The following is an 18,031-nucleotide window of genomic DNA, read 5'->3' on the forward strand; positions in this document are numbered from 1 at the left end:
TGAATGAGTATTTACGGAATGGCGGGTCATCTCATCCGCAGGCTCAATCAGATTTCAACCCACGTGTTCTCGGTCCGGATGCAGGAGGCCGGGATCGACCTTACATCCGTTCAGTACGCAGCACTTGAAACAATTCGCGCCGAACCCGGCATTGATCAGGCCACAATCGCGGCGAAAATCGCCTATGACCGCGCGACAATCGGCGGGGTTATCGACCGGCTGGAGCAGAAAAACTACGTCAAGCGCGCGGTCAGTCAACGTGACAGACGCGCGCGAGAGGTCACCTTATCCGAAAAAGGAAAAGACATCCTAGCGGCAGCTGCGCCAGTCGTAATTGACCTGCAAAACGAGATACTCGAAGGGCTAACTCCGAATGAACGCGAAACTTTCCTGAAGCTCGCAGGCAAGGCAGTTGAAGCTGTCACCGACGATAACACACGGTCTTGAATTCCACCGCGGGCGCTGGTCCAATTGAAACAGGGAAAGCAAATCCACCGTTTTCGCGCTTTAGTTACCGAAAACAGAAACTAAAATCTAAGAAATCTCAATTTACCTTTGAGCCAACCGAGGGCAATGTAATCCTGAGAGGATAACTTGGCGTCCGCGCATAACCTGTCTGTTGCGTAGCGTTTCGACGAAAAGGTTCACATGTGTGAGCATTCTGTTTTCCGAAAAGGACCTGAAACCAAACACTAAGAAAGTGGATCAAAATCGTTATAAAACATAACTAATATGAGCAATCATGAACAGGGATGATACTCATAGGTCATCTAGGGAGGAGACCATGACCAACTTGCGCAGAACCATACTCAAATCTGCAGTGGCGGCGATTGCTTTTAGCGCCATGTCAACCACTGCCATTGCGGCCGAAGTGACACTGCGGATGCACCAATTCCTGCCAGCACAAGCCAACGTACCCAAGAACGTTCTGGATGTCTGGGCCGACAAGGTCGAAGCGGATTCGGATGGCCGGATCGAAATTCAAAGGTTTCCGTCCATGCAGCTTGGGGGTAAACCCCCCGAACTGATCGACCAGGCCATTGATGGTGTGGCCGACATTGTCTGGACGGTGTCCGGATATACACCGGGCCGCTTTCCCCGGACCGAAGTGTTCGAACTGCCGTTCACCATGACGAATGCAGAAGCCGTCTCACGCGCCTATTGGGATCTGGCCGAAGAAACCATGATGGACGATGACTTCAAGCAGTTCAAAGTTCTCGGGCTCTGGGTGCACGGGCCCGGTCTAATCCATTCAAAGGAGCCGATCGAAAGCATCGAAGATCTGAACGGTGTAAAGCTGCGCGCACCGACACGCGTAACGAACGGCCTTTTCAGCTCGCTTGGGGCAACCCCCGTTGGCATGCCTGTTCCCGCGGTACCTGAAGCGCTGTCTAAAGGCGTGATCGACGCAACTGTGATTCCCTGGGAAGTGACAGGCGCCCTGAAGGTCAACGAGCTGGTCGGGAACCACACGACCTTTGGCGACGACACGCTATATACCACCACCTTCATCTTCGCGATGAACAAGGACCGCTGGGATGCATTGCCGGATGATCTGAAGGCCGTCATCGACGCCAACTCGGGCGCTGAATTCTCGGCCTTCGCAGGCAAGCAGATGCAGGCCGATGATGACGGGCCACACAAGCAGGCGATGGAACGCGGCAACAACATCATCACGCTGAGCCCGGAACAAGTTGCTGAATGGAAGGCAGCATCACAGCCGACCACTGACGCCTGGATCGCCGAGATGGATGAAAAAGGTCTGGACGGAACCGGCTTGCGCGCCCGCGCGCTCGAACTGATTTCGCAATACTCCGGCAACTGATCCGGTCGCTCTTCCGGCGCTATTTCCCGCTGGGAGAGCAATCCCTTTGGAGTTGATCATGCAGAAACTGGTTGAGCGCATCGCGCGCTTCATGGCCGTTCTTGGCGGTGTGGTTCTGACTGCGCTGGTCCTGCTGACCTGTGTCAGCGTGCTGGGGCGCGGCTTGAACACGCTGGGTCACTCGGACATTCTGACGTCACTGTCGGAAGCAGCGGCAAATGCGCTGATTGCATCGGGCGTCGGGCCGGTGAATGGCGATTTTGAACTGGTCGAAGCCGGCGTTGCGTTCGCCATATTCTCGTTCCTGCCGATCTGCCAGCTCTACGGCTCTCACGCCACGGTCGATGTCTTCACAAACGCCCTTCCGGCTAAGGTGAACAAGGTGATCATCACGTTCTGGGAAATCGTCCTGTCGCTTGTCATCCTTTTGATTACATGGCGCCTGTTTGTCGGCATGCAAAACAAGCTGGACTATGGTGAAACGACCTTTCTGCTGCAATTTCCTGTTTGGTGGGCCTATGGGCTAAGCTTTGTTGCCGCCCTTGTCGCATCACTTGTTGCTGTTTATTGCGCCGTCGCGCAGGTCATCGAGCTTGTCACCGGGCGTCATATCCTGCCCTATCGCGGGGAGGCCGCACATTGACCATGCTCGAACTGGGCTACGTGTCCTTTCCCGTACTTCTTATCATGATTTTCCTGCGCGCACCGATTGGCCTTGCCATGTTGCTGTGCGGGATTGGCGGGCTGTATTTTGCCATGGGTGGCACCAGCATGTTCATGGCCAAGCTCAAAACCGAAACCTACTCTACCTTCTCCAGCTATTCGCTGACGATCATTCCGATGTTCCTGCTGATGGGGCAGTTCGCGACATTATCGGGCATGTCTTCGGCCTTGTTCAAAGCGGCCGAAAGCTGGTTGGGCCACCGTAAAGGGGGCGTCGCCATGGCGGCAGTTGGCGCTTGTGCCGGATTTGGCGCAATCTGCGGGTCCTCCCTGGCCACCGCCGCGACGATGAGCCGTGTCGCGCTGCCCGAACTGCGCCGCTACGGCTATTCCGGCGGGTTTTCGACCGCAACGCTTGCTGCTGGCGGCACATTGGGCATTCTGATCCCGCCTTCGGTGATCCTTGTGATCTATGCAATCCTGACGGAACAGAATATCGCCAAGCTGTTTCTCGCGGCCTTTGTCCCCGGCATTCTGGCAGCGCTCGGCTATATCATCACGATTTCGATCTATGTGCGCATGTATCCTGACGCCGCGGGCACCCGCGAAGCGATCCCTTATCCTGAACGCGTACGGGCACTGCTGGATGTCTGGCCTGTCCTGCTGGTTTTTGGCCTTGTTGTTGGTGGCATCTATCTTGGCTGGTTCACCCCAACCGAAGGCGCAGCCGTGGGGGCGGCGGGAACCGGGTTGATCGCTCTGATCTCGGGCAATCTGAACTGGCAGGTCTTCGTCGAAAGCATCATTGCCACGGCCTCAAGCACGGCGATGATCTTCTTCATCGTGTTGGGCGCAGGGCTGTATAACAGTTTCCTAGCGCTCACTCAGGTACCGCAGGAACTGTCTGGCTGGGTCGTTGGACTTGGGCTCAGCCCGTGGATGGTGTTGTGCCTGATCCTGGTGTTCTATCTGATCTTCGGATGTCTTATGGACAGCCTGTCAATGATCCTGCTGACAATCCCGATCTTCTTTCCGGTCATCAGCGCACTGGATTTCGGCATGAGCCCCGAACATGTAGCCATCTGGTTCGGTATTCTGGTTCTGATCGTTGTCGAGGTCGGGCTGATCACCCCTCCGGTCGGAATGAATCTGTTCATTATCAACGCCATGGATCGTTCAACCCCGATGACCCAAACTTACAAGGCAGTCATGTGGTTCGTCACCTCTGACATCATTCGGGTCATGATCCTGGTGCTGTTTCCAGCCATTACCCTGTTCCTGATCCCCTAGCTTAGACACCAACAGCGGTCCGGAGCAGGCCCATCCGAAAATAGGTATGAGATACAACAATGATTGAGCATACTAAATTGGAGAGAGCACCATGCAGTTAAGTGGATGTATCGCCCTGGTCACCGGCGGTGGAAGCGGACTGGGCGCTGCAACGGCAAGGCATTTCGCCGCCAGCGGAGCAAAGGTTGCCGTTTTGGATTTCAATGCTGCAGGTGCGAAGGCAGTCGCTGACGAAATTGGTGGTCTTGCCCTGCAAGCCGATGTCAGTGACGAGGCCGCCGTCAGTGCCGCGTTTGAGACGGCAGTATCCCATTTCGGGTTGGCGCCCAGAATCGCCGTCAGTTGTGCAGGCGTCGGCATGGCGGCCAGGATCGTTGGGCGCGAAGGCAAGCTGTCATTCGACGTGTTCGAGAAAACTCTGCGCGTGAACCTTTTTGGCACCTACAACGTGATGAGCCACGCGGCGAGACACATGGCCGGTCTCGACCCGTTGGCTGACGGTGAACGCGGTGTGATCATCAACACGGCGTCGGTTGCGTGGCAGGACGGTCAATTGGGTCAAGCGGCATATGCCGCGTCCAAAGGGGCAATCGCGTCGATGTGCCTGCCTGCCGCGCGGGAATTCGCACAGTCGGGTATTCGGGTGATGGCCATCGCACCCGGCCTGTTCCACACGCCAATGATGGAAGGCTTGCCGGAAGAGGTCACTGCCAAGATCACTGCGAACATTCCTTTCCCTGCCCGCCTTGGCGAAGCGCGCGAGTTCGCAATGCTCGCCGAACAGATCGTTGAAAACCCGATTTTGAATGGCACCACTATTCGACTTGACGGCGCCGTTCGTCTGCCGCCCCGGTAAGGAGTTCCCCATGGACAGCCAAATCCTGAACATTGAGGTCAACGGATCCATCGCGACCCTGACCATGAACCGCCCCGACAAGCGAAACGCGATGTGCGAGGAACTGTTGGGAGCGCTGGATGATTTCTTTTCTGCACCACCCAAAAACGTGCGTGTGGTGATCCTGACCGGAACTGAAGGGCACTATTGTTCCGGATTGGACCTGTCCGAGCATGTTCATCGTACAGCCGAGGAAAACCTGCATCATTCCCGCCACTGGCACAGTGTCATGGACAAGATCCAGTTTGGTGGGCTTGCGGTTGTCTCGGCCATGTTTGGTGCCGTGATCGGCGGCGGGCTGGAGCTTGCAGCGGCAACACATGTTCGCATCGCTGAACCTTCGACGATCTTTCAGCTTCCCGAAGGCCGCCGCGGAATATTTGTCGGCGGCGGTGCGACCGCGCGGGTCGGTCGCCTGCTGGGGGCCGATCGGATGACCGAGATGATGCTGACCGGCCGCAAATATGGTGCCGATGAAGGGGTATCGCTGGGGCTCGCACATTATAGCGTTGGTGAGGGCGAGGCTTTGGCGCTGGCCCAAACGCTGGCAGGTAAGATTTCCCGAAACGCGCCACTGTCGAACTATCTGATGATTCAGGCGGTCGCGCGGATCAATGAAATGTCGCAAAACGACGGGCTGTTTACTGAATCTCTGGCTGCGGCCCTGTCGCAAACAACACCCGATGCGCAGGAGGGGCTGCGGGCCTTTCTTGAAAAGCGCGCCCCGAACTTCAGGTGAACACATGAAAAGGAAACATGAACACACGCCAGAAGACCGCGCGCCAAACACGATTAGCGATGCTACGCTGCGGGGGTTTGTCGGGTATCGCATGAAACGGGCCTTCAATGTGGTGCAGGAAGATCTGACAACAACTCTGCGCCCCTTTGATCTGCGAATGCTGACGTATACGGCACTGGTTCTCATCGTCGACAACCCCGGTTTGCGGCAGTCCCAACTGGCTGACGCAATGGATATCGAGCGCCCGAATCTTGTTGTTATCATTGATGAACTGGAACGCAGGGAACTGATCGTCCGCGACCGGGTACCCACCGACCGGCGCGCCTATGCCCTCAGGACGACATTGGCGGGAAGGCAATTATATGAAAAGGCCGTCGCCGCGGTTACCGCCCACGAAGGCAAGCTGCTGGCCGGTTTGGATGACGCAACCATCACCACCGTTTTCGATGCCCTCAGGACGATCGAAAAAGCGAGGAAAAGGGGCTGATCATGCAACGCACATCGGAATACCTGGTGCATTCTGTTTCGCGCGAAGATCGGGCCGACGGCTCCATCCTGCTAAAATCGAACCACACTCTTGGTCCTGTCGTCGACAAAACCGGTGTCTGGCTGCACGCCTGGGCCTCGGACGCGCCTGACCGCACGTTCATTGCTGAACGCAGCGGCGCGGGATGGCGCAAGGAAAGCTATGCGACCACGCTTGAAAAGGTGCGAGCCATCGCAAGCTCGCTATTGGGGCGTGGGATGGGGTCAGACACACCGATCCTGATCATGAGCGGTAACGGCTTGGATCATGGCCTTCTGAGTCTGGCTGCTCAGTATATCGGCATACCAACAGCCCCCGTGGCTGAGCAGTACGCGTTGATCCATGGCGCGCACGGCCGCCTGCGCCATGCCATCGAACTGGTGCGCCCGAAGATGGCCTATGTCGTCGATGCGGATAAATACCGAGAGGCGCTGGAACTGGATGCGCTTCAAAGGGTCGAAATCGTAGCCAGCCGAAAGGGCGGGAACAGCCAGGTCACAGCGTTCGACGAACTTCTCAAAGGGGATGTCAGTGTCGATCTTGGGGCCGCTTATGAACTGGTTGGCCCCGATTCCGTCGCCAAGATCCTGATGACCAGCGGTTCAACCTCGGCCCCGAAGGGGGTCATCACGACCCAACGCATGATGTGTGTGAACCAGACCATGCTGGCCGACGCGTTGCCATTTCTGCGCACGCGTCCGCCCCGTGTGGTCGATTGGCTGCCATGGAACCACGTCTTTGGCGGATCACATAACTTCAACATGATGCTCGCCAACGGCGGAAGCTTCTACATCGACGACGGCAAACCGGTAGCTGGTCTGTTTGAGCGGACGCTGGAAAACCTGTCCATGGTCACCGGCACGCTCAGCTTCAATGTTCCCGTAGGTTACGGCATGCTGCTGGGCGCATTGCAGCGGGATGGCGATTTGCGTCGGCGGTTCTTCGAAGAACTTGATCTGATCTTTTATGCAGGCGCTTCACTGCCTCAGGACATCTGGTCTGGATTTGAACAGATGGCGCTGGATGTCAAAGGTGAGATACCGCTGATGACCTCGTCCTGGGGACTGACCGAGACAGCGCCCGCCACAATGATGCAGTCCGAGCCCATTGATCGTTCCGGGGTTGTTGGCGTTCCGATGAACGGCGTGACACTCAAGCTGATACCGGATGAAGACATGCGGTGCGAAATGCGCATCAAAGGGCCAAACGTGATGCCCGGGTATTTCAACGAACCCGAAAAGACGGCCAGTGTTTTCGATGAAGAAGGGTTTTTCATTACCGGCGACGCCATGCGGTTCATCGACCCGCAGGACGTAAACAAAGGTATGAAATTCGATGGCCGGATTTCTGAAGATTTCAAGTTGCTGACCGGTACATGGGTGCGTGCCGCGCAATTGCGGATGGACTTGTTGACCTGTCTTGCGCCTCTTGCCTCAGATCTGGTCATTACAGGTGCCGACCGAAATGAGATCGGCGTCATGGTCTTTCCCGATGTTGCCGAGCTGAAGCGGGAAGGATTTGACCTGAACGACGACAGTGGCGCCTACTGCTGCAAATTGCTGCAAGGCGAAATTCACCGCCGCCTGGCAGAGCGCGCCCGCGAGTTATCGGGCAGTTCCACACGGGTCGGGCGCGCTATTGTCCTTAGCGAGCCCGCCTCGATGCCCGAGGGCGAAATGACCGCCAAGGGGAACCTCAATTTTCGCAAGATACTGACACGCCGGCAAAATTTACTTGTGCGTCTTTATGACGACGCCGACCCGGCAATCGTAAAGATCTGAGAAAGGAACGAACAGATGGTCGATATCTCCAAGGTTCGCGCAATCGACATTCACACCCACGCTGAAGAACCCTGCGGGTGCCACTCGGATGACGGCTATGACGACCTGCAGGCAACCATGGCCAACTACTTTGGCGCTCCGTGGAGCCACCCGCCTACGGTTCCCGAAACTGCACAGCACTATCGCGAGCAAAACATAGCCGCGGTGATCTTCCCGGTCGATGCCGAGCGGGAGACCGGCTATCGGCGCTACAAGAACGAAGAAGTTGCCGCATTGGCGGCGGAAAATGACGATGTGCTCATCCCGTTTGCGTCAATCGATCCGCACAAGGGCAAGATGGGCGCACGCGAGGCGCGCCGCCTGATCCGCGAATTTGGTATCAAAGGGTTCAAGTTTCATCCGACGATGCAGGGGTTCTACCCCAATGACCGTATGGCTTATGAACTATACGAGGCAATCGCCGAGGAAGGCTGCATCGCCCTGTTTCACACAGGCCAGACCGGTGTCGGTTCGGGCATGCGCGGCGGTAACGGAATGCGGCTTAAATACTCGAACCCGATGTTCATGGATGACGTCTCCGTCGATTTTCCGGATATGAAGATCATCCTCGCCCATCCGTCGTTTCCCTGGCAGGAAGAGGCTCTGTCCGTGGCACAGCACAAGCCCAACGTCTATATCGACCTGTCCGGTTGGTCACCAAAGTATTTCCCCGAAATTCTGGTGAAATACTGCAACTCGATCCTCAGGAAAAAGGTCCTGTTTGGGTCCGACTGGCCAATGATCACTCCTGAACGCTGGCTGTCGGATTTCGAGAAGATCAATATCAAGGACGAACTGCGCCCGGACATCATCAAAGGCAATGCCGCGCGCCTGCTGGGACTGACCCCGTGATGCTGCCCCCCGCCCCATCGCGCCCCTACCCAATCACTTTGAGCTTCGACAGTGCCAAACCGCCAGAACCGGGCCGCGTCGTGGCCGTCGGAATCGCAAACTGTCGGTTGATATGATCATGAAGCCATTCGAAGCCCCACTTGCGGACATCTTATTCACGTTGAACCACGTAGCCCGGGCTACCGAGCTTTCAGATTGGGACGCTGACCTGGCTGGTGAGATCGGCGAACATTTTGCGACCTTCGCGCAAGGTGAAATTGCCCCGCTGGACGAGCCGGGAGACAGGCAGGGATGCACGCTGGAAAACGGTCGCGTATCCATGCCGGCTGGCTTTGCCCAAGTTTATGCCATGTATTCGGAACAGGGCTGGCCCTCTCTCACCGTGCCTGAAGAATATGGCGGTCAAGGGCTTGGAGCCCTGATGCTGGCCATCACGTCCGAGGTTTTTTCGGGCGCAAACCACTGCCTTCAGATGGTTACGGGGTTGGTTCCGGGCGCGGTGCGTACCTTGATGCGCTTTGGCACAGAGGATCAGCAATACCGGTACATTCCGTCTCTGGCCTCGGGTGAAACTCTGGCCACCATGTGCCTGACCGAACCTGGGGCCGGATCTGACCTTTCACGCGTGCGCTGCCGGGCGGAACCTGCCGAGGATGGCTGGAGGATCACGGGCGAAAAAATCTTTATCTCTGGCGGTGACCAGGACATGAGCGATCACATCCTGCATCTTGTGCTTGCGCGCACGTCCGATGACGGCGTCAGAGGTTTATCGCTGTTTCTATGCCCCAGCTCCTGCACTGACGGCAGCCGCAACCACGCTACCGTAACGCGCATCGAGGAAAAGATGGGCCTGCATGCCTCACCCACGTGCCAGCTGGCATTTGATGGGGCCAAAGCCGAATTGATCGGGGCCGAGGGTGAAGGTCTGATGGCCATGTTCACCATGATGAACCACGCCCGGCTTGATGTCGCCCTACAGGGTGTCGCGCACGCCGCGCGGGCTTATGACATTGCCAGTACTTATGCCAGTGAAAGGGTGCAGGGACGCAATGCCGACGGTCAACCGGCAACACTGGATCAACATGCCGACATCCGCCGCATGCTGGATCAAATCGATTGGCTGGCGGTCAGTAGCCGCAGTCTTGCACATCTTGCATTTGTCACCATGGAACGGGGCACATCGCCTGACCTGGTCGATTTTCTGACCCCGGTTGCCAAGGTCTGTTGCACCGACGCCGGTATCAAGGCCGCCGAATTGGGTATGCAGGTTCTGGGCGGCTATGGTTATTTGCGCGAATACCGGCTGGAGCAGACCTATCGTGATGCCCGTATTACCTCGATTTACGAAGGGGCCAACGGCATACACGCGCGTATGCTGGCAACACGTCTGGCCGCAGGGCCTGCGGGCGACGCCTTTGCCGAATTTGTTTCACAAGAAGCCGAGCATTGGACATGCAATGCGATTTCGGACGCACTGGACACTTGGCAATCCGCTCGCAGAAAGCTGAAACATGGTGACAGCGCGGCGATGGCGCATGGGTTCATGCAAACGACGATTGATACCGCTCTGATCTGCTTGCGGGCGCGGCTGCGCAACGCCGCGAGCCTCCACCCATCCCCGGAACGGATCAAACGCATTTGCGGTTGAGGCTTGATCCACACGCACCGATTATCGACAACCAATACCCATCGCCAGTCGGACAGAAAGGCAGGCAACATGACAGATCCAAAAGTGCTGATCGCGGGCGGTGGTATTGCCGGGTTGTCGCTGGCGCTGACACTGCATCAGATTGGCATCGACTGCACCGTCTTTGAAAGCGTTCGGCACCCGCGCCCGCTGGGTGTCGGGATAAACGTGCAACCCAACGCCGTGCGTGAGTTGTACGATCTGGGTTTCAAGGCTCAGGACCTGGATGGGTTTGGCGTCCCTGCGCAGGAATGGGCGCTTGTCGGGCTGAACGGGCACGAGATTTACTCGGAACCGCGCGGAACTTTTGCCGGTTACAACTGGCCGCAATACGCGGTGCATCGCGGCGCGTTTCACATGGCGCTTTACAAGCGGTTTGTCGAACGCGCAGGCCCGGATGCCGTACGCCTTGGCGCTCGGGCCACCGGGTACCAGATCAATGCGGATGGGACGGTTACAGTGCGGCTGCAAACTGACGAGGGGGCTATCCGCGAAACCGGTGCCATTCTGATCGGCGCTGACGGTATCCATTCAGCCATCCGCGCCCAAATGCATCCAAGCCAACCTCCGATCCATTGGGGAGGTGCCGTCATGTGGCGCGGCACAACACTGGCAAAGCCTGTGCGCACGGGTTCCTCATTCGTCGGACTGGGTACGCATAAGAAACGAATGGTGATCTACCCGATCTCGCACCCCGACCCCGAAACCGGCTTGGCGCTGATAAACTGGATTGCCGAAGTCACCCACGATGACCCGGCCGCGCATGCGGCAACCGGATGGTTCCGGCAAGTTGAGGCCAAGGATTTTGCGCACCATTTTGACGGATGGACCTATGACTGGCTGGATGTTCCAGCTCTGATCCGCGGTGCGGGTGTGACATACGAAAACCCGATGATCGACCGCGATCCGGTTGAAACGTGGGTTGACGGGCCGGTTGCCTTGATCGGAGACGCCGCCCATCCGATGTACCCCACCGGTTCGAATGGGGCCAGCCAGGCGATCATGGACGCCCGCATATTGGGGGCCAGCTTGCTCAAGCATGGCGTGGGTCCAACCGCGCTGGCGGCTTATGATGACACGCTGTGCGGGCCGGTGTCAGACCTTGTCCTTCGCAATCGGGGTGCCGGGCCTTTTGGCCTGTTGAATTTGGTCAACGACCGCTGTGCCGGTGTGTTCGACGATATTGAAACGGTCATTCCCTTGGCTGAAAGGGCCAGTTTCATGGCCAAATACAAAGCTGCCGCCGGTTTCGCGCGTGATGCCCTGAACAGCGCACCGCCAACGATTGCGCCCGGCTCGCAACTTGTGCGGCAGGTGTAATGTATGAGCCGTCGGAAATAGAACACCTGCGCCCATGACAACAGCGTTTCGCCGGGCCTGTGTATCGCCCGCAAAATCACTCGCTGCCGTGAACGATTTTGCGGTACCGCAGCTTGCCCCTCTGAATTTTCGTTTGCGGCGAAAGGACCAACAGCTAAACGGAAAGAATGCACCGGATCAAACCTGTCTGAACGCTAGACATGGTTTGATCGAAGGAAATTAATTTCATTGCACCGCCTTCTCATGTTCAATTGCACGCAAGGCGACAGGGCCATTGAAAGGATTGAATATGCAGGATCATGGAAATGCGTCAGGACGACTGAACCTACCTTTCGTTGGAATATCGACCTTTGGAAAATCTCCGTATGTCGAGGATTGGGACAAAATTGATGCGGATGTTTGTGTCCTTGGTGCCCCCTTTGATTTCGGCACGCAATGGCGCGCCGGGGCAAGGTTCGGACCTAGGGCCGTGCGCGAGGCTTCGACCCTGTTCAGTTTTGGACATGCCGGTGCCTATGACCACGAAGACGACGCAACCTATCTGGACAGTTCCGTGCGCATCGTGGATTTGGGGGATGCGGATATCGTCCACACAAAGACCGAGGTCAGCCATGAAAACATCGCCTATGGTGTCCGCAAAATCCTGACCGCCGGGGCGCTGCCGCTTGTGATCGGCGGCGATCACTCTGTCAACATTCCCTGCATTTCCGCGTTTGAAGATGATTGTGCACAAAATGGCCCGATCCACGTGGTTCAAATCGATGCGCATCTGGATTTCGTAGACGAGCGTCACGGTGTCACCAATGGCCACGGCAACCCCATGCGGCGGGCAATCGAGAAAGACTATGTCTCGGGGATGACCCAGTTGGGCATTCGGAACGTCTCGTCAACCGCCAAGGAAGGATACGAGGACGCACGCGCACGTGGATCAGACATCCTGTCCGTGCGTCAGGTGAGAAAGCTGGGAACCGGGGGCGTTCTTGAACGCATCCCCGAAGGTGCTCGGTATTATGTGACAATAGATATCGACGCCTTTTGCCCCTCTATCGCGGCGGGGACCGGGACACCCAGCCATGGCGGATTTCTGTATTATGACGTACTGGAAATCCTTCAGGGCCTCGCTAAACGCGGCAATGTCGTCGGCATCGATCTTGTCGAAGTGGCACCAGCCTATGACCCCAGCGAAAGCACGCAGATATTGGCCGCGCAGCTATTGTTGAATTTCCTGGGTTTTATCTTTCACGAACGCGCCGGTCGCAAAAAATGAAGGGGGAGCGTTTGCTCCCCCTTCTTTGTATCAGGCACCGATGATGTTGTGGCCGGGCCCATATGGGAAGCCGGTAATGTTTTCGGCCCCATCTTCGCCAACCACCAGAATATCGTGCTCGCGGTAGCCCCCTGCACCGGGTTGCCCTTCGGGGATCCACAGCATGGGCTCGATTGAAACGACCATGCCAGGTTCCAGCACGGTGTCGATATCCTCGCGCAGTTCCAGACCCGCCTCACGCCCGTAATAATGGCTGAGAATGCCGAACGAATGGCCATACCCGAACGAGCGGTATTGCAGCAGCCCCTCGTCGGCAAAGAAACGGTTGATCTCGGCGGTGATGCCTGAACAGGTCGCACCGGGTTTGATCAGGCTCAGACCCAGTTCATGGGCCGCCACATTGGCCTTCCAAAGGCGCAGGCTGTCAGCGTCCGGCTCGCCCAGAAACAGGGTACGTTCCAGCGCGGTGTAATACCCCGAGATCATCGGGAAAGTGTTCAACGACAGGATATCGCCTTTTTGCAGGGCGCGTTTTGTCACCGGGTTATGCGCGCCATCGGTGTTCAGCCCGGACTGGAACCAAACCCAGGTGTCGCGATATTCGGCATCTGGATAGGCGCGCGCGATTTCCTCTTCCATTGCGTCACGGCCCGCCATGGCAATCTCGATCTCAGTTGCGCCTTCACGGATGGCGGCATGGATCGCCGCCCCGCCAACATCCGCGGTGCGAGCCCCACCCTTGATCAATTCAATCTCTTCAGCGGATTTGACCATGCGCGCGGTCATTGTATCCGGCGCGATGTCAACCAGTTCGGGGGTACCCAGCATCCGCAGGGCGGTGTCGCGGGCGGCCAGCGTCATGTGGTCGCCTTCAATGCCGATCCGCTTGGCGTTGCCGATCAGACTTGCAACCGCACGCCAATAGTTGTCGCGCTTCCAGTCAGTATAAATCACGTTGTCTTCGACTGACCGGCGCCACGGTTGCCCGGCGTCGATGTTGGCCGAAACGGTGGTGCATGCCTCTTGGGTGACCACGCAGCCATACGGACGGCCAAAGGAACAATACAGAAAGCCCGAGTAGTAGGCGATATTTTGCATCGATGTCAGCAGAACCGCAGGAATATCACGTGCGGCCATAATGCTGCGAAGCCTGCTGAGACGGCGATCATACTCACCCTTGCTGAACGGCAAAGGCGCTTTGTCACCATTGTGACAGGTAAAGAATTCGGGGCGTTTTGTTGTGTCGGTCATCACTTGGTCTCTCATCTTTGCCGGGCGACAAATCCCGGCCACATGTCCCGGCGTTCAGGACAGGCGGTCTCGGGGTCCGAGAGCCGATCATCCCCTTAAACGCCGCGACGCCATCGCAGCGGAGATGAACACGTGAATCGTTAGATCAGACAGAATGCTCCGTCAAGCGGGTGAAAGCCCCCGCAAACGTTCGGACCGACGACGCAGCAATTCAACCGTAGTCAGCAACGCAATCGACAGAACCACAAGGATCGTCGCAACCGCCAGAATGGTCGGGCTGATCTGTTCCCGCAGGCCGGTGAACATCTGCCACGGCAAAGTCTTCTGACTGGCTGAGCCAACGAATAGAACCACCACAACTTCGTCGAAAGAGGTGATGAAGGCGAACAGACCACCCGAAATCACACCCGGCAGGATCAGCGGCATCTGGATCTTGAAGAAGGTCCGCACCGGCCCTGCCCCCATGTTGGCAGCCGCACGCGTCAGTGAACGATCAAAGCTCACAAGCGTGGCGGTCACAGTGATGATCACGAACGGGATACCCAGAACGGCGTGCGCCAGGATGACTTTCAGATAACCCACAAAGTTCTTGTTCATACCCAGCGTGCCTTCAAGGAACCGACCGATATCGCTGTAGAAAAAGAACATGCCAGTGGCCGAGATGATCAGCGGAACGATCATCGGCGAAATCAGGATTCCCATGATAGCACGGCGGCCAGGGACGTGGCTCTGGCTGAGGCCAATGGCAGCCAAAGTACCAAGCGAAACCGAGATGATTGTGGCAATCGGGGCAATGATCAGCGAGTTCTTGAAGCTGCGTTGCCATTCATTGTTGGTAAAGAAATCACGGTAGTGCTTTAGTGAATACCCTTCAGGGTCAAGCCGCAACATCTCGGGCGTGAAGGTAAAAAAGTCCTGTGCGTTGAACGACAGCGGCAAGACCACAAGGATCGGTGTGATCAGGAAGACGAAGATCGCACCGCAGATCACCCGGAACAGGTAGTGGTAAAACACCTGCTGCGCGGTCAGGTACGGCAACAGCTTGCGCCGGTATCGCCCTTCGTACAACCAATAAGTAAACCAGGCGAAGAACCAGCCCCCCAGCAGGCCAAGTACTCCCCCCATTGGGCCGGACATCAAAAAGCCCGCGATGCCAAAGCCGAGGATATTGATCCAGCGGGCCAACTGCTCATTCTTTAGAATGTTGATGTAAATCCATGCCAGTCCGGCAATCACGATGGCACCGCCAACGATCCCTAGCAGGACCGAGCCGTTTCCGGCGCCGACAAAGATTCCAGCGAACGCTCCGGCCAATGCAACGCTGGGCAGAACCATAGACATAGGTTTACGGGATATCGGAGTAAGTGCGGCCATGTCGATTATCCCAGCTTCACGTTATCAATGCCCACGATCTTGTCGTAGACCCAGTAGAGCAGCAGAACGACCGCCAGAAGTATCGTTCCCAGCGCCGCCGCCAGTCCCCAGTTCAGTGAGGACGAGATGTGATAGGCGATCCGGTTCGAGATGAAGACACCTTTGGTACCGCCCACGATTTCAGGCGTGATGTAGTAGCCAATCGCCAAAATGAACACGAGGATTGAACCCGCGCCGATACCCGGAATGGATTGAGGGAAGTAGATGCGCCAGAACGTCGTCCAGTTGGTCGCACCCATGGATTTCGCGGCACGCGTGTAGGATTCCGGAATGGTCTGCATCACTGAATACATGGGCAGGATCATGAATGGCAGCAGGATATGCGTCATTGCGGTGATCGTACCGATCTGGTTATTGATGATCACCAGTCGCGCATCGTCAGCCACTAACCCCAGCCAGACCAGCGTTTCGTTGATCACGCCTTGCTGTTGCAGCATCACCTTCCACGCCGACGTCCGCACCAACAGTGACGTCCAGAACGGCAGAAGCACAAGGATCATCAGCAGGTTCGACATCCGCATCGGCAGAGTGGCCAGCAGGTAACTGACCGGATAGGCCAGCAGGATGCAGGCCCCGGTGATGACTAGCGACATGAACAATGTCCGACCAAACAACTTGATCAGGATCTGTTTGTCTTCAGGCTGAGATTGCGCGCCCTCCGGGGTCCGGCGCATATCGATCGCGTTCAGGAAATAGCCGTTGGTTACTACCGGGGAATGGGTCGTGATCACCGCCCATGTCTGTGGGTCCCCCCAGCCTTCGTGAATCTCGATCAGTTGTTCTTTGAATGGACCATCCGTTTCTGGATCAAGTTTTTTCAGCTTTCGCCCAGATTTACGGAACAACGAAGACATACCTGTTTCTTCATAGTTCAGGCGCGACCCAAGGCGAGTGTGTTCTTTGTTTTCAACTGCTACGACCATGTCGCGAACGAATGCGTCGTATACCGATTCGTCCGGAAGCTCGCCGCTTTGAGCATCCCAGTTTTGTAAAGCTTCCACAGTGAGAGGGAGAGTTTCCGAAACCATGCTGTTTTCCACTGAGCGGAACAGCATCGACGCAATAGGCACGATGAAAGAAAACATGACGAACAGCAATAGCGGAGCCACGAGCATCAATGCTCGCAATTTCTGCCGCCGCAATGAACGTGCCAACGATTGCTTGAGCGGCGTTCCGTCCGCTGCCAGCATCGGCCCTGCATTTTGGCTTGCGTCAGTCATCTGTGCCCCTTGAGTTTTTTTGGGTCTGGGGGCGGCGCACCGCCCCCGACTGTTTCATGAAATCAGACGCTTATTGCGCCAGCCATGCCTGGAATTTGGCTTCGATGTCGTCGCGATAATCCGCCCAGAACTCGTAGTTATACAGGAACGTGTTCTTGGCGTTTTCCGGATCGGTCGGCATATGCGGGGCCATGTCGATCCCCAGATCGGCGTGCTGACCTACCAGCGGAGCCGACGAGGCGCGGGCCGGACCGTACGAGATGTACTTGGCCTGATCCGCCAGGCGCTGGGTGTCCGTTGCGAACATAATATAGTCCAGAGCGCGCTGCTGACGCTCTTCGCTCAGACCGGCGGGAATGATCCAACCGTCCAGGTCAAAGATCTGGGCGTCCCACAGCATGGCGACGGGCTGCTTCTGCTCTTCGATCACACTGAACAGGCGTCCGTTATAGGTCGATCCCATGACGATCTCGCCATCAGCCAGAAGCTGTGGCGTGTCCGCACCAGCAGACCACCAGACAACGCTGTCTTTGATAGTGTCCAGCTTGGCCAAGGCCTGATCCTGACCTTCCGGAGTAGCCAGAACGTCATACACGTCATCCTTGGCGACTCCATCACAAATCAGAGCCCATTCCATGTTGTTGATCGCACGCTTTTCAAGCGAACGTTTGCCCGGATAGGCTTCCAGATCAAACACAGCGCAGACATCGCTGGGCGGAGTGTCACCCACCAGATCAGTGCGATAGCCGAAGGTGGTCGAATACACGATCTGCGGGATAAAGCAGTCGCTGACCAGCAGGTCGCCGAAATCCTCAGAGGCGGGCGTGCCATCCGGAGCTGCGGCCAACTGGCTGTCGAAATCGATCTCGAGGGCCAGACCTTCGTCGCAAAGACGGATCGCGTCAGCGGCTACAACATCTACCACATCCCATGTGATGTTGCCCGCTTCGTTCATTGCGCGCAGTTTGGCAACGGCTTCGGCGGAGCTGTCATCGTTCAGAATGGTGATGCCGGTCTTTTCCGAATAGGGCTCGTGATACGCCTTCAACTGCGACTTTGAATAGGCACCGCCCCAGGAGACGATAGTCATCTCCTCGGCTGAAACAGTGCCCGCAGCCGTCGCAATCGCAGCCGCAGTGAGCATGATCTTGGTTGGTTTCATGTGTTACTCCCAGTTCATCCCGTTTTATGTGGTGGTCAGCCGATGCACGGGTTTTCACCGGCCGGTCCCTCAGCTTAACC

General features: G+C 57.0%; 16 protein-coding genes. 12 read left to right on the plus strand and 4 right to left on the minus strand.

Annotated elements, in window-relative coordinates:
* Window positions 1-3 precede the first annotated feature (3 nt).
* From AC2FPW_RS06865 to speB, 12 genes are all read left to right on the plus strand, one after another.
* The gene (locus AC2FPW_RS06865) at window positions 4-447 is read left to right on the plus strand and encodes a MarR family winged helix-turn-helix transcriptional regulator (protein ID WP_480583420.1); all 444 of its coding nucleotides are present in this window, start codon (window positions 4-6) and stop codon (window positions 445-447) included.
* A gap of 337 nt (window positions 448-784) precedes the next feature.
* Window positions 785-1,825 carry a TRAP transporter substrate-binding protein gene (locus AC2FPW_RS06870; RefSeq protein WP_209595769.1) on the plus strand — a complete coding sequence of 347 codons (1,041 nt, stop codon included), beginning with the start codon at window positions 785-787 and terminating at the stop codon, window positions 1,823-1,825.
* Window positions 1,826-1,883: 58 nt separating this feature from the next.
* Entirely contained in the window at window positions 1,884-2,468 is a 585-nt protein-coding gene (locus tag AC2FPW_RS06875; protein ID WP_480486114.1) for a TRAP transporter small permease, read from the plus strand.
* Window positions 2,465-3,778, plus strand: a complete 1,314-nt coding sequence (locus AC2FPW_RS06880) for a TRAP transporter large permease (RefSeq protein ID WP_209504353.1) — start codon at window positions 2,465-2,467, stop codon at window positions 3,776-3,778. The genes AC2FPW_RS06875 and AC2FPW_RS06880 overlap by 4 nt, the downstream gene beginning before the upstream one ends.
* A 91-nt stretch (window positions 3,779-3,869) precedes the next feature.
* Window positions 3,870-4,634, plus strand: coding sequence for an SDR family NAD(P)-dependent oxidoreductase (locus tag AC2FPW_RS06885; protein WP_496812948.1), 765 nt, complete (start codon window positions 3,870-3,872; stop codon window positions 4,632-4,634).
* Window positions 4,635-4,644: 10 nt separating this feature from the next.
* On the plus strand, window positions 4,645-5,412 hold the full coding sequence (locus AC2FPW_RS06890; RefSeq protein WP_480773534.1) for a crotonase/enoyl-CoA hydratase family protein: 768 nt from the start codon (window positions 4,645-4,647) through the stop codon (window positions 5,410-5,412).
* A gap of 4 nt (window positions 5,413-5,416) precedes the next feature.
* A complete protein-coding gene (locus tag AC2FPW_RS06895; RefSeq protein ID WP_496767727.1) occupies window positions 5,417-5,899 on the plus strand; it encodes a MarR family winged helix-turn-helix transcriptional regulator in 483 nt (160 codons plus the stop codon).
* Window positions 5,900-5,901: 2 nt separating this feature from the next.
* Window positions 5,902-7,719, plus strand: coding sequence for a feruloyl-CoA synthase (locus tag AC2FPW_RS06900; RefSeq protein WP_496812950.1), 1,818 nt, complete (start codon window positions 5,902-5,904; stop codon window positions 7,717-7,719).
* A 15-nt stretch (window positions 7,720-7,734) separates the two neighbouring features.
* On the plus strand, window positions 7,735-8,610 hold the full coding sequence (locus AC2FPW_RS06905; protein WP_496812951.1) for an amidohydrolase family protein: 876 nt from the start codon (window positions 7,735-7,737) through the stop codon (window positions 8,608-8,610).
* Between the two features lie 118 nt (window positions 8,611-8,728).
* On the plus strand, window positions 8,729-10,258 hold the full coding sequence (locus AC2FPW_RS06910) for an acyl-CoA dehydrogenase family protein (protein WP_496812953.1): 1,530 nt from the start codon (window positions 8,729-8,731) through the stop codon (window positions 10,256-10,258).
* A gap of 69 nt (window positions 10,259-10,327) precedes the next feature.
* A complete protein-coding gene (locus AC2FPW_RS06915) occupies window positions 10,328-11,617 on the plus strand; it encodes a flavin-dependent oxidoreductase (protein ID WP_496812954.1) in 1,290 nt (429 codons plus the stop codon).
* 289 nt (window positions 11,618-11,906) lie between these two features.
* Window positions 11,907-12,884, plus strand: a complete 978-nt coding sequence (gene speB / locus AC2FPW_RS06920; RefSeq protein WP_496812955.1) for an agmatinase — start codon at window positions 11,907-11,909, stop codon at window positions 12,882-12,884.
* 30 nt (window positions 12,885-12,914) lie between these two features.
* On the opposite strand, the gene AC2FPW_RS06925 is transcribed toward speB, so the two are convergent.
* From AC2FPW_RS06925 to AC2FPW_RS06940, 4 genes are all read right to left on the minus strand, one after another.
* Complete coding sequence (locus AC2FPW_RS06925; RefSeq protein ID WP_267365893.1) at window positions 12,915-14,135, minus strand: aminopeptidase P family protein; 1,221 nt, start codon at window positions 14,133-14,135, stop codon at window positions 12,915-12,917.
* Window positions 14,136-14,297: 162 nt separating this feature from the next.
* Complete coding sequence (locus tag AC2FPW_RS06930) at window positions 14,298-15,509, minus strand: ABC transporter permease (RefSeq protein ID WP_267365892.1); 1,212 nt, start codon at window positions 15,507-15,509, stop codon at window positions 14,298-14,300.
* A gap of 5 nt (window positions 15,510-15,514) precedes the next feature.
* Window positions 15,515-16,789, minus strand: coding sequence for an ABC transporter permease (locus tag AC2FPW_RS06935; RefSeq protein WP_496812956.1), 1,275 nt, complete (start codon window positions 16,787-16,789; stop codon window positions 15,515-15,517).
* 70 nt (window positions 16,790-16,859) lie between these two features.
* Window positions 16,860-17,951 carry an extracellular solute-binding protein gene (locus AC2FPW_RS06940; protein WP_267365890.1) on the minus strand — a complete coding sequence of 364 codons (1,092 nt, stop codon included), beginning with the start codon at window positions 17,949-17,951 and terminating at the stop codon, window positions 16,860-16,862.
* Window positions 17,952-18,031 lie beyond the last annotated feature (80 nt).

Source organism: Ruegeria sp. SATB027 (assembly GCF_059613825.1).

What these genes read in the sequence shown, in the direction of transcription:
- AC2FPW_RS06865 (WP_480583420.1), top strand. Translation starts at nt 4, where the DNA reads ATGAGTATTTACGGAATGGCGGGTCATCTCATCCGCAGGCTCAATCAG.
- AC2FPW_RS06870 (WP_209595769.1), top strand. Translation starts at nt 785, where the DNA reads ATGACCAACTTGCGCAGAACCATACTCAAATCTGCAGTGGCGGCGATT.
- AC2FPW_RS06875 (WP_480486114.1), top strand. Translation starts at nt 1,884, where the DNA reads ATGCAGAAACTGGTTGAGCGCATCGCGCGCTTCATGGCCGTTCTTGGC.
- AC2FPW_RS06885 (WP_496812948.1), top strand. Translation starts at nt 3,870, where the DNA reads ATGCAGTTAAGTGGATGTATCGCCCTGGTCACCGGCGGTGGAAGCGGA.
- AC2FPW_RS06890 (WP_480773534.1), top strand. Translation starts at nt 4,645, where the DNA reads ATGGACAGCCAAATCCTGAACATTGAGGTCAACGGATCCATCGCGACC.
- AC2FPW_RS06895 (WP_496767727.1), top strand. Translation starts at nt 5,417, where the DNA reads ATGAAAAGGAAACATGAACACACGCCAGAAGACCGCGCGCCAAACACG.
- AC2FPW_RS06900 (WP_496812950.1), top strand. Translation starts at nt 5,902, where the DNA reads ATGCAACGCACATCGGAATACCTGGTGCATTCTGTTTCGCGCGAAGAT.
- AC2FPW_RS06905 (WP_496812951.1), top strand. Translation starts at nt 7,735, where the DNA reads ATGGTCGATATCTCCAAGGTTCGCGCAATCGACATTCACACCCACGCT.
- AC2FPW_RS06910 (WP_496812953.1), top strand. Translation starts at nt 8,729, where the DNA reads ATGAAGCCATTCGAAGCCCCACTTGCGGACATCTTATTCACGTTGAAC.
- AC2FPW_RS06915 (WP_496812954.1), top strand. Translation starts at nt 10,328, where the DNA reads ATGACAGATCCAAAAGTGCTGATCGCGGGCGGTGGTATTGCCGGGTTG.
- speB (WP_496812955.1), top strand. Translation starts at nt 11,907, where the DNA reads ATGCAGGATCATGGAAATGCGTCAGGACGACTGAACCTACCTTTCGTT.
- AC2FPW_RS06925 (WP_267365893.1), bottom strand. Translation starts at nt 14,135, where the DNA reads ATGACCGACACAACAAAACGCCCCGAATTCTTTACCTGTCACAATGGT.
- AC2FPW_RS06930 (WP_267365892.1), bottom strand. Translation starts at nt 15,509, where the DNA reads ATGGCCGCACTTACTCCGATATCCCGTAAACCTATGTCTATGGTTCTG.
- AC2FPW_RS06935 (WP_496812956.1), bottom strand. Translation starts at nt 16,789, where the DNA reads ATGACTGACGCAAGCCAAAATGCAGGGCCGATGCTGGCAGCGGACGGA.
- AC2FPW_RS06940 (WP_267365890.1), bottom strand. Translation starts at nt 17,951, where the DNA reads ATGAAACCAACCAAGATCATGCTCACTGCGGCTGCGATTGCGACGGCT.